Annotated in this window: 18 protein-coding genes; 8 read left to right on the top strand and 10 right to left on the bottom strand. The window is 63.9% G+C overall.

Annotated features, from left to right (window positions below; translation table 11 throughout):
* Positions 1-5: 5 nt before the first annotated feature.
* Positions 6-707, bottom strand: a complete 702-nt coding sequence (locus DM374_RS26690) for a response regulator transcription factor (RefSeq protein ID WP_110972579.1) — start codon at positions 705-707, stop codon at positions 6-8.
* A gap of 157 nt (positions 708-864) precedes the next feature.
* Between DM374_RS26690 and DM374_RS26685 the strand changes: the two genes are divergently transcribed.
* The 3 genes from DM374_RS26685 (at position 865) to mobA (ending at position 5,835) form a co-directional block, all read left to right on the top strand.
* Complete coding sequence (locus tag DM374_RS26685) at positions 865-2,043, top strand: efflux RND transporter periplasmic adaptor subunit (RefSeq protein ID WP_110972578.1); 1,179 nt, start codon at positions 865-867, stop codon at positions 2,041-2,043.
* An 11-nt stretch (positions 2,044-2,054) separates the two neighbouring features.
* Positions 2,055-5,183, top strand: coding sequence for an efflux RND transporter permease subunit (locus DM374_RS26680; RefSeq protein WP_110972577.1), 3,129 nt, complete (start codon positions 2,055-2,057; stop codon positions 5,181-5,183).
* Positions 5,184-5,244: 61 nt separating this feature from the next.
* Positions 5,245-5,835 carry a molybdenum cofactor guanylyltransferase MobA gene (gene mobA / locus DM374_RS26675; RefSeq protein ID WP_110972576.1) on the top strand — a complete coding sequence of 197 codons (591 nt, stop codon included), beginning with the start codon at positions 5,245-5,247 and terminating at the stop codon, positions 5,833-5,835.
* On the opposite strand, the gene DM374_RS26670 is transcribed toward mobA, so the two are convergent.
* From DM374_RS26670 to gnd, 4 genes are all read right to left on the bottom strand, one after another.
* Positions 5,827-6,276: a MarR family winged helix-turn-helix transcriptional regulator gene (locus tag DM374_RS26670; protein WP_225422599.1), complete on the bottom strand. Its 450-nt coding sequence runs from the start codon at positions 6,274-6,276 to the stop codon at positions 5,827-5,829. The genes mobA and DM374_RS26670 overlap by 9 nt on opposite strands.
* Positions 6,273-7,850 carry a class I adenylate-forming enzyme family protein gene (locus DM374_RS26665; RefSeq protein ID WP_110972575.1) on the bottom strand — a complete coding sequence of 526 codons (1,578 nt, stop codon included), beginning with the start codon at positions 7,848-7,850 and terminating at the stop codon, positions 6,273-6,275. Before DM374_RS26665 ends, DM374_RS26670 begins: the two co-directional genes overlap by 4 nt.
* 696 nt (positions 7,851-8,546) lie before the next feature.
* On the bottom strand, positions 8,547-10,049 hold the full coding sequence (gene zwf, locus DM374_RS26660; RefSeq protein WP_110972574.1) for a glucose-6-phosphate dehydrogenase: 1,503 nt from the start codon (positions 10,047-10,049) through the stop codon (positions 8,547-8,549).
* Entirely contained in the window at positions 10,046-11,026 is a 981-nt protein-coding gene (gene gnd, locus DM374_RS26655; protein ID WP_110972573.1) for a phosphogluconate dehydrogenase (NAD(+)-dependent, decarboxylating), read from the bottom strand. Before gnd ends, zwf begins: the two co-directional genes overlap by 4 nt.
* Positions 11,027-11,225: 199 nt before the next feature.
* Here gnd and DM374_RS33535 point away from each other — a divergent pair, with 199 nt between their 5' ends.
* On the top strand, positions 11,226-11,399 hold the full coding sequence (locus DM374_RS33535; protein WP_177431609.1) for a DUF6026 family protein: 174 nt from the start codon (positions 11,226-11,228) through the stop codon (positions 11,397-11,399).
* Between the two features lie 178 nt (positions 11,400-11,577).
* On the top strand, positions 11,578-11,955 hold the full coding sequence (locus DM374_RS26650) for a DUF4440 domain-containing protein (protein ID WP_225422598.1): 378 nt from the start codon (positions 11,578-11,580) through the stop codon (positions 11,953-11,955).
* A gap of 1 nt (position 11,956) precedes the next feature.
* Here the strand turns inward: DM374_RS26650 and DM374_RS26645 are convergent, their stop codons facing one another.
* The gene (locus DM374_RS26645; RefSeq protein WP_110972571.1) at positions 11,957-12,565 is read right to left on the bottom strand and encodes a LysE family translocator; all 609 of its coding nucleotides are present in this window, start codon (positions 12,563-12,565) and stop codon (positions 11,957-11,959) included.
* A 109-nt stretch (positions 12,566-12,674) separates the two neighbouring features.
* On the opposite strand from DM374_RS26645, the gene DM374_RS26640 reads away from it, so the two are divergent.
* A complete protein-coding gene (locus DM374_RS26640) occupies positions 12,675-13,601 on the top strand; it encodes a LysR substrate-binding domain-containing protein (RefSeq protein ID WP_110972570.1) in 927 nt (308 codons plus the stop codon).
* A 64-nt stretch (positions 13,602-13,665) separates the two neighbouring features.
* On the top strand, positions 13,666-14,319 hold the full coding sequence (gene alkB, locus DM374_RS26635; protein ID WP_110972569.1) for a DNA oxidative demethylase AlkB: 654 nt from the start codon (positions 13,666-13,668) through the stop codon (positions 14,317-14,319).
* Between the two features lie 45 nt (positions 14,320-14,364).
* Here alkB and DM374_RS26630 read toward each other — a convergent pair whose 3' ends face one another.
* The 4 genes from DM374_RS26630 to DM374_RS26615 all read right to left on the bottom strand — a co-directional run bounded on the left by DM374_RS26630 (position 14,365) and on the right by DM374_RS26615 (position 17,361).
* Positions 14,365-14,640 (bottom strand): DUF1652 domain-containing protein, encoded by a 276-nt coding sequence (locus DM374_RS26630; RefSeq protein WP_157969754.1) that lies wholly within the window; start codon positions 14,638-14,640, stop codon positions 14,365-14,367.
* Positions 14,641-14,847: 207 nt separating this feature from the next.
* Entirely contained in the window at positions 14,848-15,720 is an 873-nt protein-coding gene (locus DM374_RS26625) for a pirin family protein (RefSeq protein ID WP_110972568.1), read from the bottom strand.
* A gap of 96 nt (positions 15,721-15,816) precedes the next feature.
* The gene (locus DM374_RS26620; protein ID WP_110972567.1) at positions 15,817-16,719 is read right to left on the bottom strand and encodes an alpha/beta fold hydrolase; all 903 of its coding nucleotides are present in this window, start codon (positions 16,717-16,719) and stop codon (positions 15,817-15,819) included.
* A gap of 18 nt (positions 16,720-16,737) precedes the next feature.
* Positions 16,738-17,361 carry a LysE family translocator gene (locus DM374_RS26615; RefSeq protein ID WP_177431608.1) on the bottom strand — a complete coding sequence of 208 codons (624 nt, stop codon included), beginning with the start codon at positions 17,359-17,361 and terminating at the stop codon, positions 16,738-16,740.
* A 194-nt stretch (positions 17,362-17,555) separates the two neighbouring features.
* Between DM374_RS26615 and DM374_RS26610 the strand changes: the two genes are divergently transcribed.
* Positions 17,556-18,031, top strand: a 476-nt coding sequence (locus tag DM374_RS26610; RefSeq protein ID WP_110972602.1) for a GNAT family N-acetyltransferase, incomplete at its 3' end; no start/stop codon positions are given.

Here is an 18,031-nt window from a genome sequence, read left to right as displayed (position 1 = left end):
CGGTCTCAGACCTCCCATTCCAGGCGGCTGAACAGGTAGCCCTTGCCCCAGACGGTCTTGATCTTGCGCGCCTCACCGGCGTTGTCGTCGAACTTGCGGCGCAACTTGGAAATCGCCACGTCCACCGAACGGTCGGTGCCGTTGAACTCGATGCCGCGCAGGTGCTGGAGAATATGGTCGCGGCTGAGCACGGTGCCGGCATTGCGCGCCATCACCACCAACAGGTTGAACTCGCCGCTGGACAGCTCCACCGGCTGTCCGCGCCAGGACACAGTGCGCTCGGCCAGGTCGATGCACAGCGCGCCGATCAACACCCGGTCGCTTTCCAGGTGCGGCTCGGTGATGCTGCTGCGGCGCAACAGGGTCCGCACCCGGGCCAGCAATACACGCGGTTCGCAGGGCTTGGCCACGTAGTCGTCAGCACCCATTTCCAGGCCCAGCACCTGGTCGTGGCTGTCGTCGCGCGCGGTGAGCATGAGGATCGGCAGGCTCTGCGACTCGCCGCGCAGACGGCGGCAGACCTGCAGACCGTCGAGGCCGGGGAGCATCAGGTCGAGGATCACCAGATCAGGCTTGTCGCGGCGCACCTGCTCCAGCACCAGATCGCCACGGGCGATGACGCTCACGGTAAAGCCGTTGCGTTGCAGGTAGCTGGCAATCAGTTCGGACAAGGCGCAGTCGTCTTCGACCAGGAGAATGTTGGGCATGAGTTGACTTGGAGGACAGAGAAAGGAACGCAGAATATAGAACCGGAAAAGGTAACGAGTTATTTGTTCACACTTTTTAACAGACGCTCTACAGAGCTTCACAGCCGCTGATCGCGCGCCTGCCTTACCATTCGCCGGTCATTTATGGAAGATCCGTATGTTTCCTTCAAGCCCCGCCCGTCTGCGACGTCTGCTCCCCGTCACCGCCATCGCCCTGTTGCTGGGTGCCTGCGACAGCAAGCACCCCGAGGAAGAAAAAGCCCCCGCGCCGAATGTCTCGGTAGAAACCGTGCGGGTCCAGCCGCTGGCCATCAGTAGCGAGCTGTCCGGACGCATCCAGGCGCCGCGCATTGCCGAAGTGCGCGCGCGCGTGGCCGGTGTGGTGCTCAAGCGCGAATACCGCGAAGGCAGCGACGTGAAACAGGGCGACGTGCTGTTCCGCATCGACCCGGCGCCGTTCCAGGCCGACTTCGACAGCGCCCGCGCCACCCTGGCCAAGGCCGAGGCGACCCGCTACCAAGCGCGCCTGCAGGACCAGCGCTACGCCGAGCTGATCGAAATCAACGCGGTCAGCCGCCAGGACCGCGACAACGCCCGCGCGGCGATGATGCAGGCCGACGCTGATATTGCCGCCGCCAAGGCCGCCGTCGAACGGGCACGCCTGAACCTCGGCTATGCCACGGTCACCGCGCCGATTTCCGGGCGGGTCGGACGTGCGCTGGTCACCGAGGGCGCGCTGGTCGGACAGAACGAATCGACGCCGCTGGCAATCATCCAGCAACTGGACCCGATCCACGCCGACCTCACCCAGTCCACCCGCGAAATCAACGCCCTGCGCCGCGCACTGCGGGCCGGCGAACTGCAACAGGTCGGCCAGGACCAGGCCAAAGTCACCCTGATCCAGGACGACGGCACGCCCTACCCTCTAGCCGGCAAGCTGCTGTTCTCGGACATCAGCGTCGACCAGAGCACCGGGCAGATCACCCTGCGCAGCGAATTCCCCAACCCGGACCTCGACCTGCTGCCCGGCAGTTTTATCCGCGTGCGTCTGGAACAGGCGGTCCAGCCGCAGGGCATCAGCGTGCCGCAGCAAGCCATCCTGCGTGACAGCGCCGGCCAGCCGCGGGTGTTGCTAGTGGACGCCGAACAGCGCATCAGCGAACGCGCAGTGACCCTGGGCAGCGCGCAGAACAACCGCTGGATCGTCAGCGACGGCCTGGCCCCAGGGGACCGTGTGGTGACCGAGGGCCTGCAGCACGTCAAGGCCGGCGACCCGGTGCAGATCACAGCAAGCGCCGCGGGCGACCAACCCATCGTCCAGACCACCGGCCAGTGAGGGCCTGATCCATGCCGCAGTTTTTCATTGATCGCCCGGTGTTCGCCTGGGTGGTCGCGTTGTTCATCCTGCTGGCCGGCGCGTTGGCGCTGCCCAAGCTGCCAGTGGCCCAGTACCCCAACGTGGCACCGCCGCAGGTGGAAGTCTACGCCGTCTACCCCGGTGCCTCGGCGCAGACCATGGATGAAAGCGTGGTCAGTCTGATCGAGCAGGAACTCAATGGCGCCGACCACCTGCTGTACTTCCAGTCGCAGAGCAGCCTGGGCAGCGCCACCATTACCGCGACCTTCGAGCCAGGCACCAACCCGGAACTGGCCCAGGTCGATGTGCAGAACCGCCTGAAGATCGTCGAGTCACGCCTGCCGCGGGCCGTCACCCAACAGGGCCTGCAGGTGGAGAAGGTTTCCACCGGCTTCCTGATGCTGGTGACCCTCACCGCGGACGACGATCGCCTCGACGAAACTGCCCTGAGCGACTTCCTCGCGCGCAACGTGATGAACGAAATCCGCCGTCTCCCGGGTGTCGGCAAGGCGCAGTTGTATGGCTCCGAGCGGGCCATGCGGATCTGGATCGACCCGCAGAAACTGATCGGCTTCAGCCTGACCCCGGAGGACGTCAACACCGCCATCGCCGGGCAGAACGCCCAGGTGGCACCGGGCAGCATCGGCGACCTGCCGGGCCGCTCGGGCCAGGAAATCACCGCCAACGTGCTGGTCAAGGGCCAGTTGTCGAGCCCGGAAGAGTTCGCCGCCATCGTCCTGCGCGCCAACCAGGACGGCTCCAGCGTGACCATCGGCGATGTCGCCCGGGTCGAGATCGGCAGCCAGGAGTATCAATACGGCACCCGCCTCAACGGCAAGCCGGCCACCGCCTTCAGCGTGCAACTGGCGCCCGGCGCCAACGCCATGCAGACCGCCGACCTGGTGCGGGCAAAGATGGAAGAGCTGTCGCGCTACTTCCCGCCGGGGGCGACCTGGTCGATCCCCTACGACACCTCGCCGTTCGTCAAAGTCTCGATCACCCAGGTGATCAACACCCTCGGCGAAGCCATGGTGCTGGTGTTCCTGGTGATGCTGCTGTTCCTGCAGAACATCCGCTACACGCTGATCCCGACGCTGGTGGTGCCGGTGGCGCTGATGGGCACCTTTGCCACCATGCTGGCGCTGGGTTTCTCGATCAACGTACTGACCCTGTTCGGCATGGTGCTGGCCATCGGCATCCTCGTAGACGATGCCATCGTGGTGGTGGAGAACGTCGAGCGGATCATGATGGAAGAAGGCCTGCCGCCGCGTGAGGCGACCCGCAAGGCCATGGGCCAGATCAGTGGCGCGATCATCGGCATCACCCTGGTGCTGGTGGCGGTGTTCCTGCCGATGGCCTTCATGAGCGGTTCGGTGGGAGTGATCTACCAGCAGTTCTCCATGTCCATGGCGGTGTCGATCCTGTTCTCGGCCTTCCTCGCCCTGAGCCTAACCCCGGCGCTGTGCGCCACCCTGCTCAAGCCGGTGGCCAAGGGCGAACACCACGAACGCCGCGGCCTGTATGGCTGGTTCAACCGGCGTTTCGAGTCGATGAGCAACGGCTACCAGCGCTGGGTGGTTAGCGCCATCGCCCGCAGCGGCCGCTACCTGCTGCTGTATGCCGTGCTGCTGGGCGTGCTGGTGATGAGCTTCAGCCAGTTGCCGTCGTCGTTCCTGCCCACCGAGGACCAGGGCTACACCATCACCGACGTGCAGTTGCCGCCCGGCGCCAGCCGCGAGCGCACCGAGCAGGTAGCGGCGCAGATCGAGGCGCACAACGCTGCTGAACCGGGCGTCGGCGACACCACGGTGATCCTTGGTTTCAGCTTCTCGGGCAACGGCCAGAACGCCGCGCTGGTGTTCACCACGCTCAAGGACTGGTCCGAGCGCAGCGCCAACGATGCCGCTGCGGCCATTGCCGAGCGAGCGACCATCGCCTTCAGCCAGTTCAAGAACGCCATCGCCTTTTCGGTGCTGCCACCTCCAGTGGACGGCCTGGGCACCTCCACCGGCTTCGAGTTCCGTCTGCAGGACCGTGGTGGCCTGGGTTACAACCGCTTGATGGCCGCCCGGGACCAGTTGCTCGCCGCTGCGGAAAAGAGCCCGGTGCTGGTCAACGTGCGTGAAAGCGCCCTGGCCGAAAGCCCGCAAGTGCAACTGGAGATCGACCGCAAGCAGGCCAATGCGCTGGGCGTGTCCTTCGCTGATATCGGTACCGTGCTGAACACCGCAGTGGGCTCCAGCTACGTCAACGACTTCCCCAACCAGGGCCGCATGCAGCGGGTGGTGGTGCAAGCCGAAGGCGACCGCCGCAGCCAGGTTGAAGACCTGCTGAAGATCCATGTGCGCAACAGCAGCGGCAAGATGGTCCCGCTGGCCGCCTTCGCCCGCGCCCAATGGGTGTCCGGGCCGGTGCAACTGACCCGTTACAACGGTTATCCGGCCATCGCCGTCAGCGGCGAGCCGGCGCCGGGCTACAGCTCCGGCGCCGCCATGGCCGAGGTGGAACGACTGGTGGCGGAGCTGCCGCTGGGCTTCGGCCTGGAATGGACCGGGCTGTCGCTGCAGGAACGGCTGTCCGGCAGCCAGGCGCCGTTGTTGATGGGCCTGTCGTTGCTGGTGGTGTTCCTCTGTCTGGCAGCCCTGTATGAGAGCTGGTCTATCCCGACCTCGGTGCTGCTGGTGGTGCCGCTGGGGATTCTCGGCGCGGTGCTGGCGGTGACCCTGCGCGGACTGCCCAACGACGTGTTCTTCAAGGTTGGCCTGATTACCCTGATCGGCCTGTCGGCGAAGAACGCCATCCTTATCATCGAGTTTGCCAAGAGCCTGGTGGACCAGGGCCACGACCTGGTGGACGCCACGGTGCAGGCTGCGCGCCTGCGCCTGCGGCCGATCGTCATGACCTCGCTGGCGTTCATCCTCGGCGTGGTGCCGCTGGCGATCGCCACCGGCGCCAGCTCGGCCAGCCAGCAGGCGATCGGCACCGGGGTGGTCGGCGGCATGCTCAGCGCCACTCTCGCGATCGTGTTCGTGCCGGTGTTCTTCGTGGTGGTGATGCGCCTGACCGGCTATCGCCGCAACAAGGCCAAGGCCGCGTCAGCCGCCGTCAGCGAAAGCTGATGGACAGCCCGGCGGCGCTCATGGGAAGGTGGCGGACCCTGTCCGACGGAAACACTTCGCAATGAGCGCCGCCCCTCTTCCGCCCTGTTCGATCCTGATCCTGGCCGGTGGTCGCGGCCAGCGCATGGGTGGTCAGGACAAGGGCTTGCTGCCCTGGCGCGGCACGCCGCTGGTTGCCCACCTGCACGCGGTGGTGCGCCCCCTCAGCGATGACCTGATCATCTCCTGCAACCGCAACGCCGACACTTACCGCACGTACGCCGACACCCTGGTCCACGACGACGAGCCGGACTTTCCCGGCCCGCTGGCCGGCGTTCTGGCCGGGCTCGCGGCGGCCCGTCATGAGTGGTTGTTGGTGCTGGCCTGCGATGCGCCGCAAGTGGACGATGGGTTGCTGACGTCGATGCTGACCCTCGCCGCGACGCACAATACGCCGGTGATGGTGCGTCAGGCCGGTCAGTGGCAACCAATGTTCAGCGTCGTTCCGCGGGCGTTGCACGCCTCCCTGGCGGACGCCTGGAATGCCGGCGAGCGCAGTTTGTTGCGAGTATTGCGCAGCGGGCCGCTAGTGCCCCTGGACTGTGCCGAGGACGATCCGCGGCTGGCCAACTTCAATACGCCGCAGCACCTCGACGGATCGGCTTCAACGTAGCCGCGAGCGGATGTGCCCGCAGGTGTCGAGCACGTGCTTGACGTTCTGTGGCTCCAGCGCCAACTTGCCCTGCATGTGTTCGAACAGCCGCGCCGCCTCGACCTTCAGGGCTCGGCCCTGGTCGGTGAGCAACACCTTGCGCCGGCGACGGTCGCCCGGATCCAGGTAGACCGTGATGAAGCCAGCATCGCTCAGGCGGCGGATGATCGGCGTCAGGGTGCCGAGGTCGAACAGGGTCACCGCGCTCAAGGCACTGATGGACAGGTCGTCCTCGCCCCACAGGCCGATCAGCACCAACAGTTGCGGGTAGGTCACGCCATGCCGGCGCAGCGGTTCACCGTAGTCGCGGATCAGGGCGTTGGCGGTGGAATACAGGGCGAAACAGAGCATGCTGTCGAAGTCAAAGCTCGGTTCCTCCAGTGTTGTTTCGGCGGCTGTCATGGTCCATCTCCCTGCATCTGTTCGTTACGTGCCCATTGTTGCAACAGGGTGAAGTCCACCCGACCACTACCGGTGCTGGGCAGCACGTTTCTGAACGTGACCCCCTGCGGCACCTGCCAGGCCGTCAATCCGGTCCGGCATCGCTCCAGTACTTCGCCGGGGCTCGGCGGCCCGTTGCTGTCCGGCACCACGAAGGCCCACAGCCGCTCGCCGGCCACGGGGTCGGCAATGCCCACCACCGCGGCGTCTTGCACGCCCTCCAGGGCATGCAGAAAACTCTCTACCTCGACCGGATTGACCCGCACGCCGTCGCAGGTCGCCAGGCGCTGGATCGCGCCGTGGTAATACAGATAACCGTCCTCGTCACGGCTGCACAGGTCACCGGTGTGCAGCACGCTCTCGCCTGGCTCGACGCCCGGCTTGAGCCGCTGCGCCGTAACCACCGGGTTACGCCAGTAACCCGGCATCATCGATGGGCTGCGGATCACCAGTTGGCCCATGCGGTCCGGCTGGAGAATGTCGCTGCCCTCCTCGTCGATCAGCCAGACCTCGGTGTCGGGCACCGGAATACCCAGACTGCCCGGCTTGTCATGTACGTCTTCGGCAGGCAGGTAAGCGCAGCATTTGCACTCCGGCAGCCCGTACAACGTACAGATCTGCGCCATGGGAAACAGCGTGCCGATCCGCGCAACCTGACGCCGGCGCAGCCCGGTTCCACCATTGGTCACCAGCCGCACCGCAGGAAAGCAGAGACCGCGGCGAACCGCATACTCATGCAACTGCATCAACGTGTTGGCGACAAAGGGCACCACGCTGACTTCATGACGTTCGATGCTCTCAACCAGGTATATCGGCCACGCAAAGGTTTTCTCCAGTACCAGGGTGGCACCCGCGTCCAGCGCCATCAGCATCTGGTAGAGGCCGTAGTCCGAGGACAACGGCAAGCAGCACAGAACGTTGTCGCTGAGCTCATACGCCAGGTTGCGCCGCAATGAACCAAGCGCCGCAAGCATGTTGCGGTGGGTGACCATGACGCCACGGGGCAGGCCCGGCGTGTCGTCGGAGTAGAAAATGGTCGCCAGGTCCTGCTCCTGCGGCGGCATCGCCGAGGCACACCAGGCTTCCTGTCCGAGCAGGCTTTCGAAAGTGCGGGTGGCCTTGGCATCCGGCTCGCCGTCGAGCAGGACGATGCTGCGCAGGTGCGGCAGCCCGGCGATGCTCGACGGCAGGCCGGCAAGGGTCGCGCAGGTGGTGATCAGCACCGTGGCTTCACAGTCGCGCAGGATGTAGTCGAGGTGACTGGCGCTGATCTGCGGCTCGACATTGACCACCACGCCGCCAGCCTTGAGCACGCCCCAAAAGGCGCACACCGTCTCAATGCGGTTGCCGAGGCACAACAGCACCCGGTCCTGGGTGCGCAGACCGACGCCCAATAGCCCGCCGGCCAGTCGCTGGCTGGCGTCTTCGACTTGAGCGTAGGTGTAGGTCTCGCCGGCATAGATGATCGCCGCCTTGCCCGGATACCGCCCGTTACTGTCGTCCAGGACCTGTTGCAGTCCACCCGGCCGGCTCATGGCGTGCAATTCCCTGACTTTGCCAAGACGGCGTCCATGCGAAACCCTTCAACGGATACGTGAAAAATGAACCGCGATGGCCTCTTGTGGAGGATTGCAAAAAGCCCGATCGCGCTCGCTTTTTTTCTAAGATGCCGCATCCGAAACAATATAGCCAGTTGCCATTGGCGGCGAATAAATGGCGTCAAGGAATGGCTGTAACCCGCGTGTTACGGGCTATGCGGGAAAATACTGACGGCTAGGTCAGGCATCCGTTTGGATGGTTTTGGTGAAGGTTCAGGGGATGGCTGGAAGGCGCTTGTCAAAAGACCGAGTGATGGCGACCAGATGCATGTCGGGAGTTTTCCAGCGCTCTCAAGATCGCGCGCCGCCCGCGCGGCGCATCGCGAGCAAGCTCGCTCCTACATTTGTTGCAACGTGCCTATGTCTGTCAGGCCATAGTTGCCCGCCTTGTTTGTACGACGTGATATCAAGTTGGCCCAAAAGCGTCTTCGCAATCCATCGTCAAGCGCCAAAGGCTGGCAACCCATCTCTGACAGGCCATGGCACGTTGCGACAAATGTAGGAGCGAGCTTGCTCGCGATGCGCCGCGCGGGCGGCGCTCGATCTTGAGAGCGCTAAAAAGCTGTCGGCTAGCGCTTGGTCGCCGCACCACCGTGAGATGTGTAGATACCCATGGAGCAATCAAATCGAAACTCACCCCAACCGATGCCAACTCCTGCGCTCCCTTCCCAGCAACTCATCCCCCGCCGCTGGTCCATCCTCACCCGCCGGGTATTCATGAACCTCGCCGCCCTCCTTCCAGGCATCCAGAAACGGCTGCACCGCCCGCCAGCCGTTCTCGATGTTGTCGGCACGCTGGAACAGGGTCTGGTCGCCAATCAGGCAGTCGTAAATCAAGGTCTCGTAGCCGGTCGCCGGGCGCATCTTGAAGAAGTCCTTGTAGGCGAAGCCCAGTTCGACATTCTCCATCACCAGCGCAGGCCCGGGACGCTTGGCCTGCAGGTCGAACCACATGCCTTCGTTGGGCTGGATCTGGATCTTCAGGTAGTTGGGCTTGGGCCGTTCAGCATCGCTGTCGCGGAACTGCGCGTAGGGCGCCGGCTTGAAGCAAATGGCGATCTCGGTGTCGCGCACGCTCATGCGCTTGCCGGTGCGCAGGTAGAACGGCACGCCGACCCAGCGCCAGTTGTCGATCATCACCTTGAGGGCCACATAGGTTTCGGTCTGACTGTCCGCCTCCACTCGCGGCTCCTGGCGATAGGCCTTGAGCTTCTTGCGTCCGCGCTTGCCGGCGCTGTACTGCCCGCGTACAGAGTTTTTCAGGGCCATGGCTTTCGACCAGGGCCGGATCGCGCCGATGACCTTGGCCTTTTCGCTGCGCACGGCATCAGCGCCAAAAGCGGCCGGCGGCTCCATGGCCACCATCGCCAGCAACTGGAACAGATGATTCGGCACCATGTCACGCAACGCGCCGGTGCCGTCATAGAAACCGCCGCGCTCTTCCACGCCGACGGTTTCCGCCGCTGTGATCTGCACATGGTCGATGTAGTGGTTGTTCCAGAACGCTTCGAACAGGCCGTTGGAAAAACGGCTGACCAGGATGTTCTGCACCGTCTCCTTGCCCAGGTAATGGTCGATCCGGTAGATCTGCTTTTCGCTCATCACGCTGAGCAGGCGGGCATTGAGCATTTCCGCACTGGCAAGGTCCGAGCCAAACGGTTTTTCAATCACCACCCGGCGAAAACCGTCGCGTTCGTCCAGCAGCCCGGCGGCGCCGAGGCGCTGCACCACATCGGCGAAGAAGCGTGGCGAAGTCGCCAGGTAGAAGATCGCGTTGCCATTGCGCGACTTGTCGATGTGCCTGGCGATGCCCTGGTAGGTGGCGTCGTCGAGAAAATCCCCGGTCAGGTAATCGATGCGCTTTGCCAGTTTGGCCCAGCGCTTCGGGTCCAGGCACTGCGCACCCTCGCCTGCCGCCTTGTCGCGTTCGTGCATGAAGGCTTCCAGGCGGGCGGCGAACTCAGCGCCGGTGGCGGCATTGTGGTCGACACCGACGATGCGCAGATTGCTGTCCAGCAGGCCGTCGCGGCTGAGGTTGTAAAGGGCCGGCATCAACAGGCGCTTGACCAGATCGCCATTGGCGCCAAACAGAAACAGGGTGCAAGGTGGTGCGGTTTCGACGTTGTATTCATTCATTCGGAACGCTCGACATGCCCGCCAAAACCGAAGCGCATCGCCGACAGCAGGCGATCGCCATAGGTGCCCTGTTGCTGTCGCGAACGGAAGCGGGCGAACAGCGCGCTGGACAACACCGGTACTGGCACCGCCTGCTCCACCGCCGCATCGATGGTCCAGCGCCCTTCACCGCTGTCGTCCACCGCACCGCTGTAGTGGCTCAACTGCGGATCGGCCGCCAGCGCATCAGCGGTCAGGTCGAGCAGCCAGGAAGTGACTACGCTGCCGCGCCGCCAGACCTCGGCGATCTCGGCCAGGTCCAGTTGATAACGCTGCTCGGGGGGCAGTTCCTCGCCGGCCTTGCCGCGCAGGATGTCGAAGCCTTCGGCGTAAGCCTGCATCAGGCCGTACTCGATGCCGTTGTGGACCATCTTGACGAAATGCCCGGAGCCGGCCGGCCCGGTATGGATGTAGCCCTGTTCGGCACGGACGGACGGGCCGCTGCGACCGCGGGTGCGCGGGATATCGCCAACGCCCGGAGCAAGGCTGGCGAACAGCGGGTCGAGGTGTTCGATGACCGCCTGTTCACCACCGATCATCATGCAGTAGCCGCGCTCCAGCCCCCAGACGCCGCCCGAGGTGCCGACATCCACGTAGTGCAGGCCACGCGCGCTCAGTTCGCCGGCGCGGCGGATATCGTCCTTGTAGAAGGTGTTGCCGCCGTCGATGATCGCGTCGCCCGCCTCCAGCAGGTCGGCCAGTTGCGCGATGGTTTCTTCGGTCGGAGCGCCTGCCGGCAACATCACCCACACGGCCCGCGGCTTGGCCAGTTGCGCCACCAGCGCCGGCAGGTCCGGCGCGCCTTGCGCGCCTTGCTCCATCAAGGTGGCGATTGCCGCCTGATTGCGGTCGTTCACCACCAATTGATGGCCATTGCGCATCAGGCGCCTTGCGATATTACCGCCCATGCGGCCCAGCCCCACGATTCCCAGTTGCATGTGCCGACGCTCCGTTCGAAAGGAAGAAATGCTTCATCAGGTGCACAAGGTTAGTCCAGACGACCGGAGGATGGTTTCACGACGAACGGCATGACAGCGACAAACAAAAAAGTTCCACCCGACGGAAAAAGAATTCAGAATCGCGCCCCGTCAAGCGTCTACGCTTCAGTTCTGTGACAACCCATTTGCGAGGTGCGCAATGCAAACCCTGATGCCGGCAAGCCCACCCCAGACCCTCTACGTCCAGGTTCGCCGTGACGAACTGCAGCGTCTGAAGCAGGAACGTGACCAGCTCAAGGAGCAGGTCGCACGCCTGAATTTCCTGTTACAACAAGCTCCAGCCCCGCAGAGCGGCGCCGCAGCGCAAAGATAAACAGTTCCTCACAGTTTCGGCATTTCACTGCTGGGCGCGTTTATCGAGAATCCGCCAGCGCTGGCGCATCAGGCGTCAGCCATGCCGAGACTCTTCGATGAGAACAACGTTGCTCTGCCTCTCCCTTTTGTCGTTCCTCGCTACGTCCGTACAGGCTGCACCCTCAGCCACTCGCTGCGTGACCACCACTGAAGCCGACATCCTCGATCTGTTCCATCAGTGGAACAGCAGCCTGCAAAGCGGCGACCCTTTGGCCGTGAACGCGCTGTACGCCCCCGATGCGGTTTTATTGCCAACGGTCTCCAACATCCCTCGCCTGAATGCTCAGGAACGGATCGACTACTTCAAGCATTTCCTCGCCAGCCAGCCTGTCGGCAAGCTCGACAGCCAGCGCGTCCACACCGGCTGTAACAGTGCACTGCTGAGCGGTCTCTACACCTTCAAGTTTGTCGGCACCGGGGCCGAGGTCGCTGCACGTTACTCCTTCGCCTATACGTGGGACGGTGAACGCTGGCTGATCAGCAGCCATCACTCCTCCGTACTGCCCGAGACGTGAATCAACCTGTCAGGACGCCAGTCCAGTAAACCGCACCCATCCCTCCGAGGATTAACAGACCCCAACCCGATAGCCGCGACACGCCCGCCCTGTAGCGTTGTGCCAGAGCGTGTCGTGTCAGTCCGATGTACAACGCCAGTATCCCCAGGTCGACGATCAACCAGAGCACTGCCAACAAGCCGATGCTGACGCCGAAGGAGTCCGTCACCGGGATGAACTGCGGGAACAGGGCCACGAAAAACAGAATGTCCTTGGGGTTGGAAATACCGATCACGAAGCCTTGCCACCAGCCACTGGCGCGCGGGGCCACGCTCGTCTCGGCGCTGGCGGAATCACGCAAGCCGCTAAAACCCAGCCAACCGATAAACAGGCAACCTAGCAGGCCGCCCCATTGCAGCAATTGCGGGCTGATCGCCAGGCTGCCGGCTAATACCGCCGCAGCAGCCGCGACCAGAATCAGCGACGCCGCATTGGCGCCCAGTGCGGTTTTCACCGCTTTGGCGGTGCCGGCGCGGCTGCTGGTTTCCACCACCAACAGCACCACCGGGCCCGGTGTCGCGATCAACAGGATGACAGTGCCCAGGTAGGCAATCAGCAACGGTGTGTTCATGTCTGGCTCTCGTAGCGTTGAATCCGCGCATTCTGGGCAGTGGACTCTGCCTTGAAAAACGCAAAAAGCGCTGGCCTACTATGACTCAAACTCATCATGAGCCTTTGCCATGGCTGACCGCCTGCCCCCGCTGTATGCCCTGCGCGCCTTCGAGGTCGCCGCCCGCTCCTGCTCCTTCACCCGCGCCGCCGATGAACTGGCCCTGACCCAGAGCGCCATCAGCCGGCACATCCGCAGCCTGGAAAACCACCTGGGCTGCCGCCTGTTCGAACGCCACGGACCGCGCCTGCGTTTGACCGACGCCGGACAACGCCTGGCCCGGCAACTCAACGCCGGCTTCACCCTGATCGAGCAGGCTTGCCAGCCGTTTCGCGGGGCGCGTCGGCAACTGCGCCTGAAAGCTCCGTCGACCCTGACCATGCACTGGCTGCTGGGCTGCCTGGAGCATTTCCGGCAAGACCCGCAACACGTCGCCGTGCAACTGGCCAGCGTGTGGATGGACCAGGACGCCGTGGATTTTTCCAGTGAGCCCTACGACTGCGCGGTGCTGCTGGGCAACGGCCATTTCGGTGAGCAGGTGCAGAGTTGCAAGCTGTTCGAGGAATGGCTGATCCCGATCTGCGCGCCGTCGCTGCTGGGTGAAACACCATGGGACGTCCAGCGCCTGAGCAACGCCTCGCTGGTGCACCCGTCCAGCGACCGCCGCGACTGGCAACGCTGGCTGCGCGGCAGCGGGCTGGAGACAGACATCGACCTGATGCGCGGCATCTGCTTCGATACCCTCGACCAAGGCATGGCTGCGGCGATGGCTAGACATGGGTTGTCTGTCGGCGATCTAGCGCTGATCGGTGCTCATTTACGCGATGGCCGGCTGGCGTTGCCGTTCTCTCAGGCGGTAGCGACCGGCGATGCCTATTACCTGGTCTGGCCGACGGGCAGCGCCTGGCAGGACAGCATCGATACGCTGCGCGACTTCCTCCTCGGCCACTGCCCTGATGCCGACCCGCCGGGCGTCGAGCGCCGTTCGGTCGCGTGAGCCGGCAACCCAGCACGCGCCGGTTCATACTGGCGACCTGATTTCCCCCAGAGCTTCTTTGAACATGCAGACAGAACTTGCGCTGTTCGATTCGCCACAGCGCCGCGAGCCGCAGTGGGTCGGCCAACAGACGGTGGTGCTGCCCGGCTTCGCCCTGGAACGCGTGGAACACTTGCTGCCCGCCTTGCGCCGGGTAGTGCATGCCGCGCCGTTTCGCAACATGACCACGCCGGGTGGCCGGACCATCTCGGTGCGGGTGACCAATTGCGGCGAACTGGGCTGGATCAGCGACCTGCGCGGTTATCGCTACAGTCCGCTTGATCCGCTGAGCGGGGAGCCGTGGCCAGCATTGCCGCCGGTCTTTCTGGAGCTTGCGCGGGAGGCCGCGAGCGAGGCCGGATTCGCCGACTTCACCCCGGATGCCTGCCTGGTCAACAGCTACCTGCCCGGCAATCGTCTGACCCTGCATCAGGACCGCAACGAGCGGGACTTCAGCCAGCCGATCGTGTCGGTGTCACTGGGGTTGCCGGCGACCTTTCTGTTTGGCGGCCACGAACGGGCTGACCGCACCCAGCGAATCGGGTTGCAGCATGGGGATGTGATGGTGTGGGGTGGTGAGGATCGATTGCGCTTTCACGGGATATTGCCGCTCAAGGACGGCGTGCATCCGCTGCTCGGGGCGCGGCGGATCAATTTTACGTTGCGCAAGGCGGGGTGAATCAGGGGACGCATCGCGACGGTTCGTCGCGATGCGCTGCAAATCTCAACGCCCAGCCATCAGATGCGGCACGTCGACCCGCCCATGGCTGTGCAACTCACGCTGCTGACGCACCTTCATCACCAGATCAGCCAGCGCCCTGCAGTCTGGCAGGCTGTTGAGCTGGATATCGCCGACCACCATCGCCTGGCGTTTGGCATCGGCAGGGAAATACAGAGTCAGCGACATCCCGTCACCACAGCGCACCTCGCAGTGGTCCGGGAGGAAGGCACCCTCTATCAACTGCCGCAATTCGAGATCGCACACTCCGTGCATTGGCATCGTCAAACCCTCTGCTCGTCAAGGCTGTCGCCCACGTTAGGCCTGCCCGGCAGCAGGTTCAAATTGAAAAAGCCATGGATCAGCCCTTCCCTCATTGAGCCCGCACATGGCTGTCACCAGCCAGACCCGTAGGCCATGACTTAAAGAGCGGCGCGCTCGCTGCCCGTTCAGGCGAGGTGACGGCCCATCAGACGAAAGGTTGTCGGATCACCCCTCCGCGCCCATCTGGCCAAAACGGCCGGCGTGAAAATCATCGAACGCTTCGGCGATTTCTGCCTGGCTGTTCATCACGAACGGCCCGTAGCCGACGATGGGTTCGTCCAGCGGTTCGCCGCTGAGCCAGAGCAATTTGCTGTCGCTGCTGGCTTCCAGTTGCACCTGCGCACCGTCGCGCTCGAACAACACCAGTTGCGCTTTGCCTAGGTCCTGCTGGCCATTGACCCTGACACTGCCGGCCAACACCACCAGCGCCGCGTTGTAACCTTCCTGCGTGGACAAGCTGACGGACTTGCCCGCCTGCAACTGCAGGTCCCAGACGTCCATGGGCGTGAAGGTCCGCGCCGGCCCTTGGTAGCCAAGGTAATCACCGGCGATCACGCGCAGGCTGCCAGCGTCGGCAGGCAGTTCGACTCGCGGAATGTCGGCAGCAAGCAGGGTCTGGTATCCGGCAGGCGCGGATTTGTCGCGGGCCGGCAGATTGACCCAGAGCTGGACCATTTCCATCATCCCGCCGGATCGGGCGAACGACGGTGCATGGAACTCTTCATGGATGATCCCGCCTGCGGCGGTCATCCACTGCACGTCGCCCGGGCCGATCAAGCCACCGGCACCGGTGGAATCGCGGTGCTCCAGTTCGCCCTGATAGACGATGGTCACGGTTTCAAAGCCGCGGTGCGGATGCTGGCCGACGCCACGGCGGGCGCTGGTGGGGCTGAAATGATGGGGCCCCGCGTAATCCAGCAGCAGGAACGGGCTGATATGGCGGGCCAGGTTGTCGTAGGTAAACAGACTGCGCACCGGAAAACCGTCACCGACCCAATGGGCCGCCGGGCTTTGGTAAACGCCTTGAATCTTCTTCATTGAAAACCTCCTCGTTGCATGGGACACACAATACCCATGCAACGAAAAAGGCGGTAGAGGGCTAAAAACGCCCGCACTGTTCCATTAGTGGAACAATCAGGCGGATTTCACTTGGGCGGTGGTCAACGCTTCCAGCACCCAGGCTTCGATCTGCGCAGCACTTTCTTGCGGGTCTTCCTGCATGAAGCAGTGCCCGCCCGCCACCTTGCGCGGTTCGACCTTGCGGTTCAGGCGAGCCAGGCGCGCCAATGACAAGGGCACGAAGGGATAGGTCTGCTCGCCGTAGAGCACCAGGGTCGGGACCTCGATGCTGGCCAGCGACGCCCACATCCGTTGCGGGAAGGAACTGAAGATTTCCACCTCACGGCTGGGCCGGCACTTGAGCACCACGCCTTCGCCGCAGTCGCCGATGGCGTGATCGACATAGGCCTGCAGCGCCGCTTCGTTCCAGCCCTTGAAGATGCCGCGGCCCTGCAGCGAGTCGTGGGCGGCCTGGCGGTCCGGCCAGAAACTGCGGCGGGTGGCGGCCTTGCGCGCCAGGCCGTGACGGCGGTGCATGCCGAACAGGCTGGCCACGCCCATCACGCCGATCATCGAGCGGCTGAACACCACCGGGTCGAGCAGCACCGCGCGGCGGAACAGGTGCGGCTCGCGGGCCAGCATCAATCCGGTCAGCACGCCGCCGAAACTGTGACCCACCGCGAACATCGGCACATCGCCGTAGACACCGCGTCCGGCGTGAAAGGCTTCCAGCGCCAGTTCGGCGCTGCGGTTCCAGCCGACAAAGGTGCCACCGTGATCGCTGTCGCCATGGCCCTGAACATCGCTGAGCCAGAGGTCGAAGTGCACCGCGAGGCGTTCCAGCAGCGGCTGGTACGCCAGGGTGCAGAAACCGTTACCGTGAATGAAGTGCAGCAGCGGCCTGCCGCTGGCGGGTGAACGCCAGCCGCGCAGGGTGAAGTGTTCGGCGCAATCATGCGACCAGGGGATCAGTTCCATCGGGGCTCGCAGCGGGAATCAGGAAAAGCCCGATTCTACAAACAGCAGCGGATACAGAGATAGCACCAACAGCGCTGCCATTAGCAGGTTAAACAGCCGAAGCCAACGCGGATCCTGCAAGAAGCGCCGCAACGCGCTGCCAAACATCACCCAAACGCACACCGCCGGCAGGTTGACCAAGCAGAACACCGCTGCGATCACCACGACGTTGAACAGATAGCCCTGGGCCGGCGTGTAGGTGGTGATCGCGCCAACCGCCATCACCCAGGCCTTGGGGTTGACCCACTGGAACGCCGCCGCACCCCAGAAACCCAGCGGCTTGCGGTTTTGCGGATCGCTCGCCGACATCGGCCCGGACGTGGCGATCTTCCACGCCAGGTACAACAGGTACGCGGCCCCGGCGTAGCGCAGCACGGTATAGGCCATCGGATAGAGCTTGAACACCTCGCCCAGGCCAAACCCGACACCCAGCACCATCACCATGAAACCGATGCTCACTCCCAGCGCATGGGGAATGGTCCGACGCACGCCGAAGTTCACCCCCGACGCCAACAGCATGGTGTTGTTCGGGCCGGGGGTGATCGAGGAAACGAAGGCAAACAGCACGAAGGCTGAAAGCAGATTGAGGGACGTGAGCAGCATGGCGGTGTACCTGATTATCGGGGCGTCGTGCCCCTTGGCGTTGTCGGTAAAACCCTACCGGGAAACCGTGCGCCCACAGCGGTACAGTTTTGCACTATTGCGCAGATACACTTTACTGTTCCACCCGACACCCTCTGACGGCGGTCGGTAAAGTGGACTACGATGTCGGCACCTTTTTCATCGGAATGCCTTTCATGTCGTTGCACATCCGCCCCGCCCAGCCTGAAGACGCCGGACAAATTCTCACCTTCATTACTGAACTGGCCGAGTACGAGCGCGCCCGCCACGAAGTGATCGCCAGCGTCGAGGACATCCAGCGCAGCCTGTTCAGCCCGGACAGCACCGCCAAGGGGCTGATCTGCGAGCGTGACGGCCAGGCCATCGGTTATGCCGTGTACTTCTTCAGCTACTCCACCTGGCTCGGCCGCAACGGCATTTACCTCGAAGACCTCTACGTGACGCCGCAATCCCGCGGCACCGGCGCCGGCAAATTGCTCCTGCGCCACCTGGCCCAGGTGGCCTGCGCCAATGACTGCGGTCGTCTGGAGTGGAGTGTGCTCGATTGGAACCAGCCGGCCATCGATTTCTACCTTTCCATCGGCGCGCAACCCCAGGACGAGTGGGTGCGCTACCGCATGGAGGGCGACACCTTGCGCAACTTCGCCCAGGG

Source organism: Pseudomonas huaxiensis (genome assembly GCF_003231275.1).
Classification (GTDB): Bacteria; Pseudomonadota; Gammaproteobacteria; order Pseudomonadales; family Pseudomonadaceae; genus Aquipseudomonas; species Aquipseudomonas huaxiensis.
Note: the sequence above shows the minus strand (reverse complement) of the source record. Positions and strands in the feature narration are given on the sequence as shown.